This is a genomic window from Streptomyces sp. NPDC089919, from assembly GCF_040684615.1.
Classification (GTDB): domain Bacteria; phylum Actinomycetota; class Actinomycetes; order Streptomycetales; family Streptomycetaceae; genus Streptomyces.
Genome location: NZ_JBFBGK010000010.1, coordinates 58,115 through 73,441, shown reverse-complemented (window position 1 = coordinate 73,441; position 15,327 = coordinate 58,115). Strand labels below are relative to the sequence as shown.

The window sequence follows — 15,327 nt, the reverse complement described above, 5'->3', positions numbered from 1 at the left end:
GGGTCAGGGCGCGTCCGCCAGCAGCAGCTCGGCCAGCTCCGCGAAGGCCTCGGCCGTCCGGGGCCGGATCCGGTCGAGCCGCGGCCATCCGGGCGCCGCCAGCTGGGGGTCCAGGGGCACCGCCACCAGCGCCCCGGAGCGGTTCTCGAAGGCCGCCCGCAGCAGGTACTCCTCGGACACCCGGTCCACCCCGCCCAGCGCACTGCACACCACCACCGCCCCGGCGGCGAGTTCGGCCCAGCCGCCCGCCCGCAGCGCCTCCAGCTCCTCCACCGCGGCCCGGACGGAGAACTCGGCGTCGGTGCAGCACAGCACCAGCCGGTCGGCGTGGGCCAGGACGGTGTCCGCGCCCCGGCTGACCCGCCCGGCGGCCCAGTCGGTGAGCACCACCGGATAGTGCCGGGCCGTCATCGCCATGATCCGCCGGTACTCGTCCGCGTAGGCCGGGCTGGCGGTCGGCCGGGAGACGCGGTGCGCCAGCAGCTCCAGCCCCTCCGGCAGCGGTGCGGTGTACGACCGGATCTCCTCGTACGCGGCGTCGGCGGGGAGCCGGGCCAGTTCGTGCGGGGTGCCGGGCGGGACCCCCGGGAAGCGGCCGCCCAGGTCACCGGAGGCCGGCGCCCCGTCGACGGCCAGCACGGGCTCCCCGCGCACGGCCGCCAGCAGTTCGCCGAGCGCCACGCACACGGTGGCCCGGCCGCACCCCGGCTGGGCGCCGGCCACCGCGATCCGCAGGCTCTGCGCCAGCGGACGGCGCAGCCCGGCCAACCGGCGGTAGAAGCCGCTGCGTTCGAGCGGCCGGGCGGCCCCCCACAGCGGGCGGCGGCCGACCCGCAGGGTCGTCACCTCCGGCAGCACCCCGCCCCGGCGGGGTTCCAGCGGCGGCCGGAGCCCCGAGCCGCGGTTCTCGTCGGCCCGGCGCACCCCCGGCAGCGGCCCGCCCCGGGCCAGCGCCACGTACCGGGCCAGCACGTCGGTGACCTCGGCGGCGGTGGGCCGGCGCAGCGGGTCCTGCTCCAGGCAGCGGCCGACGGTGTCCCGCAGCGACTGCCAGGCGTCCCCCTGCCACAGGTGCATCCCGTCCGGCATGCCGTAGCTGCTGCCCTGCCGCCGGCTGGAGATCCGGCGCAGCAGCTCGCCGAGGGCCCGGACGTTGTCGGACTGGGTGGGCAGGGGCCCCTCGCCCGCGTACGTCCCGTCGACCGCGCAGTCGGAGAGGCCGGTCAGCACCACCGAGCGCTGGAGCACCACGACCGTGTCCTCGGTCAGCGCGGCCGGCACCAGCCCGCTCATGTGGCAGATGCTCAGCGCCGCCGCCATGTGCCAGCCGAGCGTGAGGCCGGTCAGGATGTCGAACGGCGGCCGTTCGGCGGCGTAGGTGCCCCGGTTGCTCTCCGCGTGGAAGCGGATCAGGTCGCCGAGCGTGGGCGGCGGCCCGGCCTGGGCGGTGCCGTCGGCGACCAGCTGCATGGCGATCCACGGCGGCCGGTCGGCGAGTCCGGTGGCCAGCAGGGCGGGGGAGTACCGGCCGTTCATCCGGCGCAGCGCCTCCGCCTCGATCTCCAGCAACCGGCCGGTGGCCAGCGGCAGATCGGGCCGGATCACCCGGACGGCGACTTCCGCGCCCTGGGTGTCCAGCGCCCGGTAGAGGATGCTGCGGTCGTCGCTCCGGCGGCCGGTGAGCCGGTACGGGCCCAGCCGCACCGGGTCCAGCGGGGTGAGCGGCGCCCAGGCGTCCGGCCCCGCGGGGGACGCCGGGGCGTCCGGCGGGGCGCCGGCCGGGCCGTCGTAGTCGGTGGTCGAGAAGCGGGTGAGCGGTTCCATCGTGACGCCGAGCCGGGCCAGCAGCCGGCGCTCCACCACGGTGAAGGAGCGCAGCGCGTCCGGGACCCGGTCGGGTCCGTCGTCATGGGCCAGCCAGGCGGGGAAGTCGGGTGAGCGGCCCGCCAGTTGGCTCAGCCGGCGGCCGATCCGGCGGCTGGTGGCGACCAGTTCGGCGGCGGGCAGTGCGTCCAGCAGGGCCGGCTTGGCCTCGTCGGAGAACTCGAAGACCTGGTGCCGGGCCGGCAGCGGGCCGTCCACCGGGGCCGGCACGGGCCGCAGCAGGCCGCCCAGGAACACCTCGGCGAGGTGGGTGGTGCGGGCCCGCCACGGGACTTCGTTCTGCACCAGCCGCATCACCGGCACCGACACCGGGCTGACCGCCGCCAGGTGCGCCGCCAGCCGGTACGCCTCCGGGGAGGCCGCGTCCCGGAAGTGCTGCACCCCGCGCTCGCCCCGGGAGGGCGCCATCAGGGTGCGCAGCCGGGCCGGCCCCAGCAGCGGCAGCCCGACGGTGGTGCCGGGGGAGGTGAGCAGCCGAGCCCAGTCCCGCAGCGACCCGGCCGTCGGCTCCAGCACCGGGACCGGGATCCCCGGGAACCGCGCCAGCTCCGGCGGCAGCACCTGGTCGGTGACCAGCCACCGGGCGTTGGCCGCGCCCGGCTGCCGGGTGGTCACCTGCCAGCGGTCCGCCTGGATCCCGGAGGCGTCCCACAGGCCGGGCGGCAGGGTGTGCAGCACCGCGGTCGGCCCGCAGCGCGCCCACCGTTCCAGGACCGGGTGCATCCGGCCCTGCCGCCAGGCCGGGCCCATCCCGTCGCTCAGGACCAGGACCAGGGTCCGGCCGGCGGGATCCACCGACAGCGAGGGCGGGAGCGGGGCGCTGCGCGGGTCGAACGGCCGCCCGCGGAGCATCGGTTCGCCGGCGCCCGAGCTGTCCAGGCCGTAGACCCGCAGCGACCGGAAGGCGCCCAGCCGCTGGAGGGTGGTCTGGATGTCACCGGCCAGCCGCTGCCACAGCAGCATCGAGATCCCGTCGTCCACCACCAGCACCAGGTCCAGCCAGCGCTCGCGCACCGGCCGCATCACCACGTCCGGCAACCAGGTCTCGGCCAGCGCGGCGGCGGTGGCCCGCTCGTCCAGCTCGAACCGCCAGCGGCTCGGCCGCCGCCGCTTGAGCGGCCGCAGCGACCGGCCCACCAGCAACTCCTGCGCGAGCGCCTTCTCTTCGGGCACCCGCACCGGCATCCCGGGCCGGGAGCGCTCCTCCCGCTCGGGGGCCGGCGCGCCGGGGGACCGGCGGACCGGCGGGGGCGGCGGCAGCGGCGCGGCGTGCAGCCCCGACAGGGTCAGGTCCGGCAGGTCCTCGTCGGGCAGCCGCAGCTCCCCTGCGCCGGCCTCCGCCGCCTCCGGACCGGCGCCCTCCGTACCCTCCGGCTCCCCGTCCGGGAGGACCGGACCGGGCCGTGCCAGGGCCAGCGGGAGGCGCCGGGGGTCGCCGGTGAGCCGCCGGGCCAGCCACAGGACGTCCAGCACCCCCTGCGCGTCCAGGTCCTGGCCGGCGCCGGCCAGCACCCGCATGACGGCGCCGAGCCGGTCCGCCCCGGCCGGCTCCCCAGGCGCCTCCCCGGCCATGCTCACCCCCCGGTCAGCTGGTGCAGGACCGCGTCGAGCAGCCCGTCCGCGTCCAGGTCCACCCCGCCGGCCCGCAGGAACACGGCGTTCAGCAGCTGGTCGGTGGCCAGCTCGCCGGGGGCCCGCCGGCGGAGAAACGCCTGGAGCAGGTCGTCGACCTCGGCCAGTGCCCGCTCCCCGAGGTGCGCCGTGACGATGGCCCGCAGCTTCGCCTCGTCGGGCACGGGCAGGTCCAGGCGGATGCAGCGGCGCAGGAAGGCCGGCGGGAAGTCCCGCTCGCCGTTGCTGGTGATGATCACCACCGGGAACTCCGTGCAGTGCACCAGCCCCCGCGTCACCGTGGCGGTGCCCTGGTGGTCCGCGGTCAGCACCTCCACGGCGTCGGTGCCGTCGGGCAGCCGGGCCAGCTCCGGGATGTCGAAGACGCCCTCCTCGAAGACGGTCAGCAGGTCGTTGGGGAGGTCCACGTCCCCCTTGTCCATCTCGTCCACCAGCAGCGTCCGGGGCCGGGGCCCGGGCACCAGGGCCGTGCCCAGCGGGCCCAGCCGGACGAACCGGCCGATGCCCGGATCCGACCCGCCCCGGTCCCGGCTCAGCGTGGTCTCGCGCAGCCGGCCGATGGCGTCGTACTGGTACAGCGCCTCCTGCACGCTGGAGCGGCTGTTCACCGACCAGCGCAGCAGCCGGCCCAGCTGCAGCTCGTGGGTCACCGCCTTGGCCAGCGAGGACTTGCCGGTCCCGGCCGGGCCGGTGACCAGCAGCGGCCGCCGCAGGTGCAGCGCGGCGTTGACCACGTCCGCGTGCTCCGGGGCTATCAGGTACGGGAGTTGGGGCCGGGGCAGCCCGGCCGCCTTGAACCGCCGCCACGGCGGCGCCGGCGGCATCTCCACCGGGTGCGGCACCCCGTCGCCCCGGAAGAGCCGCCACCCCTGCGCTGCCGCCTCGCTCATGAGCCCTCCTGTGGTTCGGACAGATACAACTGGGGGACGGTCCGGTCGGCGTCGGCCCAGGCGAGCACCGGCCGGCCGGGGTAGTCCCGGGGCCGGTGCACCGTCTTGGCCCGGTAGGAGCGCACCCCCTCGGGCAGCTCCCGGGTGGTGACCACGTCCATCTGCGCGACGGCCGCCGACCGGCCCTCGCCGGCCCGGTCCCAGACCACCACCGGCACGCCCACGGCCAGGCACACCTGGACGATCTCCTCGCGCAGCCCGGCCGGTACCGCCACCGAGACCCGCACGGCGTCGGCCCGGTCCATCAGGGTCCCGTAGATCTCCCGGGCCCCCATCGCCGTGTCGCTGAACTGCAGCGCGACACCGGTGTCCAACTGCCGCCAGCGGCGCCGCCAGTCGGGCAGGAAGCGTTCGTTGCGCCGCAGCAGCTCGGGGCAGTTGACGACCACCTGGTACTCGGCGCCGAGCACGGCCGGAACCACGTCCTCGGGGTCGTCTTTCTCCCACTCGTCGATCGGCAGGTTCAGCCCCGCCCGGTCCACCAACGCCTCGACCAGCGGCCGGTGTTCCCCCGGGTCCGCGGCCCGGCACAGCGACTCCAGGGCCCGCAGCACCTCGCCGGCCGCCTGCGCGCCCGAGTAGACGCGCTCGCCCTCCCCGGACACCTGCCGGGGTCCGGCGCCCTCGTCGCACCACAGCCGCAGGCGGTAGCGGTCCGTGCCGGTGAGCGTCTGCACCTGGACCAGCACCCGCAGCGGAGCGGTCCGGGACCCGCGGGTACGGGCCCACTCCTCGGCCTCCGAACGCCGCTCGGCCAGCGCCGAACCGGGGATCCCCAGCCGGTCCGCCACCCCCAGCGACCAGAGCCGCAGCCGGGCCCGGGGCCCGGCGGGGGAGATCGCCGCCAGGAACTCGACCACTCGCAGCAGCCCCGGCACCCGCGGCCCGGACGGGTCCCCGTGGCTGTCGCCGGAGAGGCGTTCCAGACCGGTGACCACCTCGTCCAGCCGCTCCCCGCCGGGCAGCGCCGCGGCCAGCGGCAGCGCGGCCCGCATCGCCTGCGGCAGCCGGGCCCGGACCGTCTCGGGCAGTTCGTCGAGCTGCCCGCGCAGCCGGTCGAACTCGCGGGGCGAGAGCAGCAGCGGCACCCGGGAGAGCAGCCGGGCCTGCAGGAGGCGTTCGGTGCCGTCCGGGTCCTCCAGCCGCATCGCCTCGGTCAGCGCGGCCAGCGCCCGCGGATCGGTCACCAGCAGCCGGGCGAACTCCTGGTGCCCGGGGGCCGATCCGTCGGACGGGTAGGCGTACCCGCAGCGCTCCGCGACCGCCCGGGCGCGGTCCCGGCGCCGCTCGGCCGAGGGCAGGACGGTCTCCAGCAGGTCGGCGAGCAGCGGCAGTGCCGGATCGTCCGGGTCGGTCTCGGCGGTGCCCTCCTCGAAGAGGGGCGCGGCGCCGGCCGCCCATAACTCCTGCTGGACCTGCTGCCAGGGGATGCCCCAACTCCGCCGGGCGATCTGCTGGCTGAGCGGCAGCGCCCGGCCGGTGCCCGGGTCCGGCGGCATGAAGTGTCCGGTGACCAGCCCGGCGACGCCCTGTGCGGTCTCCGACCACAGGGGTCCGCCGCTGTAGGCGGGCCCGATGGCCATGCCGGTCGCCTCGCCGTCGAGGTAGGCGACCGCCCCGTCGAGGGTCTTGACCCGGACGTCGGCGAAGGAGCTGCCCAGCCCGGTGCCGTGCCAGGCCCGCAGCCGCTGGCCCGGCTCCATCGGCACCCACCGGGGCGGCCGTCCGTGGAAGTCCCCGGGCCGCTCGAGGACGAGCACGGCCAGGTCCCCGTACCAGTCCAGGTCGCGCTTCTCCCGCACCGGGTAGCCGCCGTCGCGGCGCCGGGGCGGGATCCAGTGCGCCAGCCGGGCCTGCCGGCGGAACACCCGGGACGGGGTGCGCAGCGACAGGTCCAGCCGCGCCTCGCCCGGCGAGCCGGGCTCGAACGCCGGCCGCCCCAAGGCGTCGTTGACCACGTGGGCGCAGGTGAGCACGGCGCCGGCGGTGAGGAGCACGCCCGCGCCCGCGGTGAGGTTGACGCCGCTGCGCAGCACGGAGACCACGCAGTAGCGGGGGTCCGCGTCCGCGGTGCCGCCCCGATGGAACCAGCCCACCCCGTCAGACCGCTCGGGACGCCGGCTGCCAGGTCGCGGACACCGTGCGGACACCGGGGCCCATGCCCTCGGGGAGGCCCGCCGGATCCCCCTCCGCCGGTTCCTCGTACGCCCCGGGGGCACCGGGTGCGTGCGGGGCCGCGGCCAACACCTCGAAGCGGACCGGAGTGCCGTCGCCGAGTTGCAGCTCAGTGAAGGTCGCCATGCTCGTATTGTGCCCAACTCCGACCGCCGCGGGACCGGTTCGGAAAGATCGGCGCACGGCGCGGGCCGGCGGCCGGGCTCAGGGCCTGTCTTCCGGATCATGCCGGGCCCGAGGCGCCTGGCACCGCGCCTCGCGGCGTTCTCGTCAGTCGCCAATGCTCCGCAGTGGCTCCCTCCTCGGCCTTGCGATGCACGGCACCAGACGCCTCGGGCTGATCCGACCTGATCCGAAAGACAGGCCCTAGCCGCCGGCCCGCAGGCGGGCCTTGTCCGGCTTGCCCGCGGGGGTCAGCGGCAGGGCGTCCACCAGGCGGATGCGGGTCCCGGCGTAGAGGGAGCCCAGCCGCTCGGCGACCAGACCGGCCAGCCGGCCGGGGTCGGGCCGGCGGCCCGGCGCGGGGCGGACGGCCGCGTGCAGTTCCTCCGTGCCGTCGGGGCCGGTGGTCCCGTACGCGGCGCACTGGGCCACCTCGGGGTCGCCGAGCAGGACCTGTTCGGCCTCGGCCGGGTGGAGGTGCCCGCCGACCACCACCACGATCTCCCGCAGCCGGTCGACCAGGTGCAGGTAGCCCGCCCCGTCCAGGCGCCCCACGTCCCCGGTGGCGATCCAGCCGTCGGCGGGCAGGCCCGCGGCCGTCCCGGTGCGGCCCCAGTAGCCGTTCATGGCCATCGCGCTCCGTACGTGGACCTCGCCGTCCCGGCCCGGGGGCCGGACCGCACCCGCCGGGTCCCGGATCTCCACCCCGACCCCGGGCAGCGGCCGGCCGGCGGTGATCCGGCCGTCCGGACCGGTCACCCCGTGCTCATCGGGCCCCACCCCGGCGATCGGGCCCGTCTCGGTCTGCCCGTACGAACCGTGCAGGACGGGTCCGAACACCTCGGCGGCCTGCCGCAGCCGGCCCGGTGCGGCGGGGGTGCCGCCGTAGTACAGCCGTCGCAGCGCCGGCGGCCGGGCACCGGCCGGGCGCGGGTGGTCGAGCAGTTCGTACAGCAGCGGCGGCAGCAGCCAGAGGTCGGTGATCTCCTGCCGGTCGAGGGCCGCGTGCACCTCCGCGGGGTCGAACCGCGGCTGTACGACGACCGAGCCGCCGGCCAGCAGGGCCGCGTCGGCGAAGATCCCGGCCAGGTGCGCGAGCGAGGTGCAGGACAGCAGCCGGACCGAGCCGTCGGCCGGCAGGCCCGCGGTCAGCCCGGCCAGCATCAGCCGGTACGCGCCGTGCCCCAGCCGGACGGCCTTGGGCGGGCCGGTCGTGCCCCCGGTCAGCCGCAGGCACCAGTCGTCCCCGGGGCGGACCGCGGCCGGCACGGGTGCGGGCAGCGGTCCCGCGGTGAACAGCGCCCGGTCCAGGGCCAGGACCGCCGGGGCCGGGGCCGGCTCCCCGTCGGGATCGGTCAGCAGCAGGACGGCGCCGGTGTCCGCCAGCAGCTGCGCCTGCCGGGCGGCCGGCAGGTCGTCGCCGAGGTGCAGGACCCGGGCGCCGAGCAGGTTCGCGGCGTACCGGGCCAGCAGCGCCTCGGGCCGGTTGCCGGTGCGCAGCGCGACGGTGGTACCGGGGCCCACGCCCCGCCGGGCCAGCACGCCGGCCGCGCGCGCGACCCCCTCGCCCACCTCGCCGCCGGTCAGGGTGCGGTCGTCCGAGGTCAGGACCACCCGGTCGGGCCGGCGGGCCAGGGTGGCGAGCAGGACGTCCACGTAGCTCTCGAACGGCGCGTCCGGCGCGCGCCGCTCGTCCTGCGCGGACGACCCGGACGGCGGGGGCGGGGTGGTGGTCATGGGCCGGACTCCTGTCGGTGGGGCGGCTTCCGACGCTAGGCGGGCCGGTTCGGCACCGCCACGACCAAATCCGCCATGAGATCATGCCTGTGGGGTTATGGATCGGGGGCGATCGGGTGGACCTGCTGTCGTTGCGCTGCTTCCAGGTGGTGGCGCGGCTGGAGCACATCAGCCGGGCGGCCGACGAACTGCGGGTGGCCCAGCCCTCGGTGAGCCGCACCATCGCCCGGCTGGAGGCCGAGGTGGGGGTGCCGCTCTTCGACCGCCGGGGCCGCCGCATCCACCTCAACCGGCACGGCGCCGCGTTCCTGCGGCGGGTGGACCGGGCACTGGCCGAACTGGCCGACGGGAGGCGGGAGCTGGCCGACGCCGCCCGGGGCGAGGAGGTCACCGGCACGGTCACGGTCGCCAGCGAGACCCTGCTGACCCTGACCGGGCTGCTCGCCGGCTTCCGCGCCGCCCGGCCCGGCGTCGAGGTCCGGCTGCGCCAGGCCTCGGCGGGGGCCATGGTCCGGCACCTGCGCGCCCGGGAGACCGATCTGTGCTTCGCCTCGCAGCCGCTGCCGGGGCCGGACCTGCACGCCGTACCGCTGCTCAGCGAGGACGTGCTGCTCGCGGTGCCGCCCGGGCACCGGCTGGCGGGGCGGCGGCAGGTCGAGGTCACCGAGCTGGCCGGGGAGCCCTTCGTCACCCCGCGGCCCGGCCACTGGCAACGCACCCTGTCCGACCGGCTGTTCGCGGAGGCCGGGGCCGAGCCGGTGATCGTCTGCGAGGGGGACGAGCCGGGGGCCGTCCTCGGCCTGGTCGCCGCCGGGCTCGGCATCGCGATGGTCCCCGAGCTGGCCCGGATCACCGGCACCCGGGAAACGGTCGGCTGGGCCCGGCTGGCGACCCCGGCGGCCCGCCGCGACCTCCGCCTGGTCCACCACCGCGACACCTACCGCTCCACGGCGGCCCGAGCCCTGGCGCAGTACGCGGTCGACCACTTCCGCGGGGCCGGGCAGCAGGCGTCCGCCCGCTGAGGTTCCGGGCTGCCGGCGCGGTGCTACGCCGCGTCCGCCAGGGCCTCGGCGTTCAGGGCCGACAGCAGCCAGTCGTGGGCGGCGCCGGGCGTGGGCTCCGGACGGCCGCCCCGGGGGGTGTTGACCTGCGCCACCAGTTCCCAGTAGCCGTCGATCCGCGGATCGGAGGCCAGCTGCCCGGCCAGCAGACGCCGGAAGCCCGGGGTGTCGGCGGTGCCGAAGGAGGTCGCGTACGCGTCGACGAAGCACTCCAGCGCCTCGCCGCCGCGCGGCGGACGACCCCGCCGCAGGGGTGCGGCGGCCAGCTCGTACGCCTCCGCCAGCCCGTCGTAGAGCACGGCCGCCCGGAAGTCCGGCGAGGCGCCGTGGGCTGCCGGCTGGCAGGGCTCCGTACCGCCCGGGCAGGGCCGGGTGACGAAGGCGTGCAGCCGCGCGAAGGCCAGCAGCTGCCCCGGCGCGGGGTCCGCCGGCGGCTCCGGCACCGCCACCGCGAGGAAGGCCCCGACCGCCCCGGCCGGCATCCGGCGCGGCAGCCACGCCCGCCAGAACCGCGCCAGCGAGTCCGTGTTCGGCGGGCTGGTCACCGCGCCGACCAGCCGCAGCACCTCGGCCCGCTCCTGCGGCGGGGACTCGGCCAGCAGCCGCAGCCCCGCCTCCCGCCACCGCAACGCGGCGATCTCCGTGCCCAGTTCGCCCAGCCGCGCCGCGACGGCCGCCTCGAGCACCGGCCCCGCGGTGTCCTCCTCCGCGACGATCCGCTGCACCTCCGGCACCGCCAGGTCGAGCCCCCGCAGCGCCCGGATCATCCGCAACCGCTCCAACGCCTCGGCCCCGTACCGCCGATGCCCCCCGGAACTCCGACCGGCCTCCGGCAGCAACCCCCGCTCCGAGTAGAACCGCACCGTCTTCACGGTCGTCCCGGCCCACTCGGCCAACTCACCGATGCTCCACAGACCGTCGTGCGAGGACACCACTAGAACCTCCCTGGGGACGCCCCCACACTAACCGCCGGCCCCCTCCCGACCGCGGCCCGGTCACGGGCGCGCGAGCGCGGTGCGGGCGCGGGAAATACCGGGCGCCGCCCGGACCGGGTCCTGGCACCATCGGCTCATGGAGATCCGTCGCATCACCGAGGCCGGGGCCGTGCGGGAGGCCGGGGGGCTGTTCGACGATCCGCCGGTGGCGGAGGCGACCGAGCGGTTCCTGGCCGACGGGCGCCACCACCTGCTGATCGCCTACCTGGACGACGTACCGGCGGGGATGGTCACCGGCGTCGAGATGACGCACCCCGACAAGGGCACCGAGATGTTCCTGTACGAGCTGGGGGTGGCCGAGTCCTTCCGCGGCCGGGGCGTCGGCCGGGCGCTGACCTCGGCGCTCGCCGACCTGGCGCACGCCCGCGGCTGCTACGGCATGTGGACCGTCACGGACGAGGACAACGTGCCGGCCCGGGCGGCCTACCAGGGTGCCGGCGGAACAGCGGAGGAGGGGCAGACGGTGCTCGTCTGGACCTTCGACCAGGGGTAGCCCCTGCCGTACCGTCTCCCGGCCGGTGGCCCCGCGGGCTTGAAACTCCACCTGGGGGAGGTTCTACCGTGCCTCTCACGGCGGCCGGACGATCAAGGGATCCGGGCGTCGGTCGCGGGGCGCGGGGTCCCGGACGGAGGGGGAGAGGGCCATGAACGAGTTCATCCTGGTACCGGGCGTGTTCACGGACGGGCACGTGTGGGAGGCGACCGCGGACCGGCTCCGGGGGGCGGGGGCCGGGGCGCACGCGGTGACGTTCGGCGGGGACCGGGCGGACCTGGAGACGGACATCGCGGACGTGCTGCGGGTGATCGACGGTGTCGACGCGGCGGCGGAGATCGTGCTGGTGGGGCACGACTACGGCATCCACCCGGTCATCGGCGCAGCAGACCGGCGGGCCGGGCGGATCGCGCGCATCGTGTACGTGGACGCGGGCATGCCCCAGGACGGCGTGCCGGCCCTGGCGGCGGTACCGGACCAGGAGCTGCGGGAGCGGCTGGCGGCGGCGGAGCCGGCGGACGGCGCGCTCGCCGCCCCCGCCTCCGAGGAGGAGTGGCGGCGCTGGGGCAGCACCGCGGGCGTCCCCGCGGACGCCCTGGAGCTGCTGACCCGGCGGGCCGTCCCGCAGCCGCTGGGCACCCTGCGCCGGCCGCTGCGCCTGACCGGCGCCGTGTACGGCGTGCCCACCAGCGGAGTGCTGTGCAGCGGGAACGGCGCGGGCATCGAGATGCTCCAGCACCTGGTGAACATGGGCCTGCCGGAGGTGCAGGGGCTCGCCGCCCCGCAGGTGACCTTCTTCGAACTGGCCACCGGACACTGGCCGATGCTCTCCACCCCGGTCGAACTGGCCGGCGCGCTGCTGGCGGCGGCGGCCGGCGAGGGCCACCGGCTGACCCCCGCCGCCGACGAACTCCCGGTCCACCTGCGGCCGTTCCTCCTGGAGACGCCCGAGGTGCCGGTCGAGCGGACCGGGCACGTGGACCTGTACGTCCCCCGGGACGCGGACGGTCCCCGGCCGGCCGTGGTGTTCGTGCACGGCGGCCCGGTGCCGGCCGGCTCCTCGCCCCGGGACTGGCCGATGTTCTGCGGGTACGCCCGGCTCGCCGCACAGGCGGGCGCGGTGGGCGTCACGCTCGACCACCGGCTGCACGACCTCACCGGCTACCCGGACGCGGCCGAGGACGTCGCCGCCGCGGTGGCGCTGGTCCGGGCCGACCCGCGGGTGGACCCCGACCGGATCGCCCTGTGGTTCTTCTCCGGCGGCGGCCCGCTGGCGGCCGGCTACCTGGCCGCCCCGCCGGCCTGGCTGCGCACGGTGGCGGCCACCTACCCGATCCTGGCCCCGCTCCCGAACTGGGGGCTGACCGACCCCCGCTTCCTCCCGGTGGCGGCCCTGGCCGGGGCCGGCGACCTGCCGGTGGTGCTGACCAGGGCGGGCCTGGAGATGGCCGAAATCGACGCCACCGTCGAGCAGTTCCTCGCCGCGGCCGAGGAGCACGGGACCCGGCTGGAGGTGGTCGACGTCCCGGCGGGCGACCACGGCTTCGAGACCCTGGACCCGACGGACGCCTCCCGCGACGCCGTCCACCGCGCCCTGGCCGCGGTACTGGCCCACCTGGGGCATGTCCGGCGGATCGGGGTCGGACACGCCCTGGCGCCCTGACCCCGGTGCCGGGCCGTCCGGCCGGGATCCCGCGAGAGACGGGCACACCGCCCGGGGCTGCTACTCGGGGGAGGGATCCCGGCCGGACGGCCCGCCCGGACGCACCGGGCCGCCGGTGCTCCCACTCAGTGGGGAGTGCCGGCGGCCGCACGCGGTGACGGGGTCAGAGGGTGCGCGCGAACAGGTCCAGCAGCGCCGCCCAGTGCCGCTCGTCGCCCTCCGCCTGGTAGGCGGCGGTGTCGGCCTGGGTGAAGCCGTGGTGGGCGCCGGGGTAGACCTCGCTGCGGTGCCGGACGCCCGCCTCGGTGAGGGCCTTCTCCAGGCGCTCGATCTGCTCCGGCGGGTTGTTCTGGTCCTGGTCTGCGTGGCCGAAGTACAGCTCGGCGGTGATCTCGCCGGCCAGCAGGTGCGGGCTGGTCGGCGCGTCCGAGGCCAGCATCGCGCCGTGGAAGCCGGCCGCGGCGGCCACCCGGTCGGGGTAGCCGGCGGCGACGCGCAGGGCGATGCCGGCGCCCATGCAGTAGCCGGTGATGCCGACCGGGCCGTCCGTGGTCAGCGGGGAGGCCGCCAGCCAGTCCAGGTAGGCGCCCGCGTCGCGGAGGACCAGCTCCGGGGTGAGGGAGTACAGCAGCGGGCCCAGCTGCTGGAACAGGTCGGGGCGCGCTCCCGGGTCGATGAACTCGGGCAGCTCCACGACGGGCGCCCGGCCCTTGCGGTAGAAGGCGTTGGGGACCAGGACCACGTAGCCGGCCGCGGCGATCCGGTCGGCCATCTCCCTCAGCTGCGGGCGCAGGCCGAAGGCGTCCATGTTCAGCAGGACGGCGGGGTACGGCCCGCCCTGCGCCGGGTGCGCCAGGTACGCGTCGGCTATGCCGTCCGGCGTCGGCACGTCCACGGATGACCCCTGAACAGTCGTCATCTCGACCTTCCTCGCGTCTCGTTCTCGGTGAGCGGGCCGGATCAGGGCCCCGACCGGCGCGACTCTAGTCCGGACCGGGACCGCGCCCGGCTCCCGGGCGGCCGGATCCGGCCGGTCGCGATCGGGGCCCGAGCCCGTCCCCGCCGGGCTCCGAACGAGTGGACTCGCCGACCGGCCCGGGGCCGGCGGCACGGCCGGGGGTCCCGCCGGTGCTCTGGTGTCCTGCGAGCCGGGACCCGGTCCGGTCCCGCGACCCGTCCCCCATCCGGAAGAGGCGCCCGACGTGCGACGACGTACCCCCCACCGCAGGCTGTCCGCCGCCGCGCTGCTCGTGGCCGCCGTGGTGGCCCCGATGACGGCGCTGCCCGCGACGGCCGGCCACGCCACGGCCGCGCCCGGTCCGGCCGCCCGGGCCGCGGCCGCGCTCACGCCCCCGCCGGGCGGCGGCGGGCACGACGACGTGCTGTGCGCGCCCCGGCACCGCTTCGACCGGGCGCTGACCGCGCGGCTGGACCGGACCGTGGACGCGGTCCGGGAGCAGGCCGGCATCCCCGGCGCCGTGGTCGGCGTCTGGATGCCCGGGAAGGGCTGCTACCTGCACACCAGCGGCGTGGCCGACACGGCCACCGGCCGCCCGATGTTCGCCGGCACCCGGGTCCGGATCGGCAGCGAGACGAAGACCTTCACGGTCACCGCGCTGCTGGAGCTGGTGGACGAGGGGAAGGTCGGGCTGGACGACCCGATCTCCGACTACGTCCGGGGCGTCCCGAACGGCGACAAGATCACCCTGCGGCACCTCGCGGAGATGCGCAGCGGCCTCTTCCCCTACACCGCCGACCCCGACTTCATCCGCGACCTGTACGCGCAGCCGGAGCGCGCGTTCAACCCGTGGGAGGCGCTGTCCTACGGCTACCGGCACCCGAACACCTTCGCGCCCGGCGCGCAGTTCCAGTACTCGAACTCCAACCTGGTCCTGCTCGGCCTGGTGGTCGAGAAGGTCAGCGGCCAGGAGCTGGCGCACTTCGTCCACGAGCGGGTGGTGCGCCCGGCGGAGCTGCGCCACACCTTCCTCCCGGAGGGCGCCGAGTTCCCCGAGCCGCACGCCCGCGGCTACACCGAGGACCTGACCGGTGCGACCGTGGACGCCACGGACTGGAACCCGAGCTGGGCCTGGGCGGCCGGCGCGATGATCTCGGACCTGCGGGACCTGCGGCACTGGGCCGAGGTACTGGCCACCGGGAAGCTGCTCAGCCCGCAGACCCAGGCGCAGCGGCTCAAGACGCTGCCGACCGGCTTCCCGGGGACCAGCTACGGGCTGGGGATCTTCGACGCGAACGGCTGGCTGGGGCACAACGGCTCGCTGCCGGGGTACGAGACGGTGACCGTCTACCTCCCGCAGGAGAAGGCCACCATGGTCGTCATGATCAACACGGACACCCTCACCGGGGGCGAGGAGCCGTCCACCCCGCTGGCCCGCGCCGTCACGCAGATCATCACCCCGGACCACGTCTACGACGGGAAGGTCCCGCCGCGCTGAGCGGTCGCTGCACCGACGCGGACTCCCAGCAGTTCGCGGCCTCGGGCCGCGAGGACCACGTGGACGCGCGCTGACCGGCACCGCTACGGCGGGCGGGCCCGGGGGAGTTCCCCCGGGCC

The 15,327-nt window shown here is 76.7% G+C and carries 11 protein-coding genes; 4 read left to right on the top strand and 7 right to left on the bottom strand.

The genetic code is table 11. The features are described 5' to 3' along the window. Nucleotides 1–3 precede the first annotated feature (3 nt). From AB0O40_RS07045 to AB0O40_RS07025, 5 genes are all read right to left on the bottom strand, one after another. On the bottom strand, nucleotides 4–3,456 hold the full coding sequence (locus tag AB0O40_RS07045) for an SAV_2336 N-terminal domain-related protein (protein WP_365036490.1): 3,453 nt from the start codon (nucleotides 3,454–3,456) through the stop codon (nucleotides 4–6). A gap of 2 nt (nucleotides 3,457–3,458) precedes the next feature. Next, nucleotides 3,459–4,406 carry an AAA family ATPase gene (locus tag AB0O40_RS07040; protein ID WP_365036488.1) on the bottom strand — a complete coding sequence of 316 codons (948 nt, stop codon included), beginning with the start codon at nucleotides 4,404–4,406 and terminating at the stop codon, nucleotides 3,459–3,461. Next, a complete protein-coding gene (locus AB0O40_RS07035; protein ID WP_365036486.1) occupies nucleotides 4,403–6,562 on the bottom strand; it encodes a serine protease in 2,160 nt (719 codons plus the stop codon). The genes AB0O40_RS07040 and AB0O40_RS07035 overlap by 4 nt, the downstream gene beginning before the upstream one ends. A gap of 4 nt (nucleotides 6,563–6,566) precedes the next feature. Beyond that, entirely contained in the window at nucleotides 6,567–6,767 is a 201-nt protein-coding gene (locus AB0O40_RS07030; RefSeq protein ID WP_365036484.1) for a hypothetical protein, read from the bottom strand. 240 nt (nucleotides 6,768–7,007) lie between these two features. Further along, nucleotides 7,008–8,540, bottom strand: a complete 1,533-nt coding sequence (locus AB0O40_RS07025) for an AMP-binding protein (RefSeq protein ID WP_365036482.1) — start codon at nucleotides 8,538–8,540, stop codon at nucleotides 7,008–7,010. 83 nt (nucleotides 8,541–8,623) lie between these two features. On the opposite strand from AB0O40_RS07025, the gene AB0O40_RS07020 reads away from it, so the two are divergent. Beyond that, nucleotides 8,624–9,562, top strand: coding sequence for a LysR family transcriptional regulator (locus AB0O40_RS07020; protein WP_365036480.1), 939 nt, complete (start codon nucleotides 8,624–8,626; stop codon nucleotides 9,560–9,562). A gap of 23 nt (nucleotides 9,563–9,585) precedes the next feature. Here the strand turns inward: AB0O40_RS07020 and AB0O40_RS07015 are convergent, their stop codons facing one another. Continuing rightward, complete coding sequence (locus tag AB0O40_RS07015) at nucleotides 9,586–10,536, bottom strand: MerR family transcriptional regulator (RefSeq protein WP_365036478.1); 951 nt, start codon at nucleotides 10,534–10,536, stop codon at nucleotides 9,586–9,588. A 136-nt stretch (nucleotides 10,537–10,672) separates the two neighbouring features. On the opposite strand from AB0O40_RS07015, the gene AB0O40_RS07010 reads away from it, so the two are divergent. Further along, entirely contained in the window at nucleotides 10,673–11,089 is a 417-nt protein-coding gene (locus tag AB0O40_RS07010; RefSeq protein WP_365036476.1) for a GNAT family N-acetyltransferase, read from the top strand. Between the two features lie 151 nt (nucleotides 11,090–11,240). Then, the gene (locus AB0O40_RS07005) at nucleotides 11,241–12,752 is read left to right on the top strand and encodes an alpha/beta fold hydrolase (protein WP_365036474.1); all 1,512 of its coding nucleotides are present in this window, start codon (nucleotides 11,241–11,243) and stop codon (nucleotides 12,750–12,752) included. Nucleotides 12,753–12,915: 163 nt separating this feature from the next. Here AB0O40_RS07005 and AB0O40_RS07000 read toward each other — a convergent pair whose 3' ends face one another. Further along, nucleotides 12,916–13,671 (bottom strand): dienelactone hydrolase family protein, encoded by a 756-nt coding sequence (locus AB0O40_RS07000; RefSeq protein WP_365036472.1) that lies wholly within the window; start codon nucleotides 13,669–13,671, stop codon nucleotides 12,916–12,918. Between the two features lie 283 nt (nucleotides 13,672–13,954). Here AB0O40_RS07000 and AB0O40_RS06995 point away from each other — a divergent pair, with 283 nt between their 5' ends. After that, nucleotides 13,955–15,208: a serine hydrolase domain-containing protein gene (locus tag AB0O40_RS06995; protein ID WP_365036470.1), complete on the top strand. Its 1,254-nt coding sequence runs from the start codon at nucleotides 13,955–13,957 to the stop codon at nucleotides 15,206–15,208. Nucleotides 15,209–15,327: the final 119 nt, after the last annotated feature.

Excerpts from the sequence above, each read along its gene's own strand:
- AB0O40_RS07045 (WP_365036490.1), bottom strand. The coding sequence starts at position 3,456 with ATGGCCGGGGAGGCGCCTGGGGAGCCGGCCGGGGCGGACCGGCTCGGC.
- AB0O40_RS07040 (WP_365036488.1), bottom strand. The coding sequence starts at position 4,406 with ATGAGCGAGGCGGCAGCGCAGGGGTGGCGGCTCTTCCGGGGCGACGGG.
- AB0O40_RS07030 (WP_365036484.1), bottom strand. The coding sequence starts at position 6,767 with ATGGCGACCTTCACTGAGCTGCAACTCGGCGACGGCACTCCGGTCCGC.
- AB0O40_RS07025 (WP_365036482.1), bottom strand. The coding sequence starts at position 8,540 with ATGACCACCACCCCGCCCCCGCCGTCCGGGTCGTCCGCGCAGGACGAG.
- AB0O40_RS07020 (WP_365036480.1), top strand. The coding sequence starts at position 8,624 with ATGCCTGTGGGGTTATGGATCGGGGGCGATCGGGTGGACCTGCTGTCG.
- AB0O40_RS07010 (WP_365036476.1), top strand. The coding sequence starts at position 10,673 with ATGGAGATCCGTCGCATCACCGAGGCCGGGGCCGTGCGGGAGGCCGGG.
- AB0O40_RS07005 (WP_365036474.1), top strand. The coding sequence starts at position 11,241 with ATGAACGAGTTCATCCTGGTACCGGGCGTGTTCACGGACGGGCACGTG.
- AB0O40_RS07000 (WP_365036472.1), bottom strand. The coding sequence starts at position 13,671 with ATGACGACTGTTCAGGGGTCATCCGTGGACGTGCCGACGCCGGACGGC.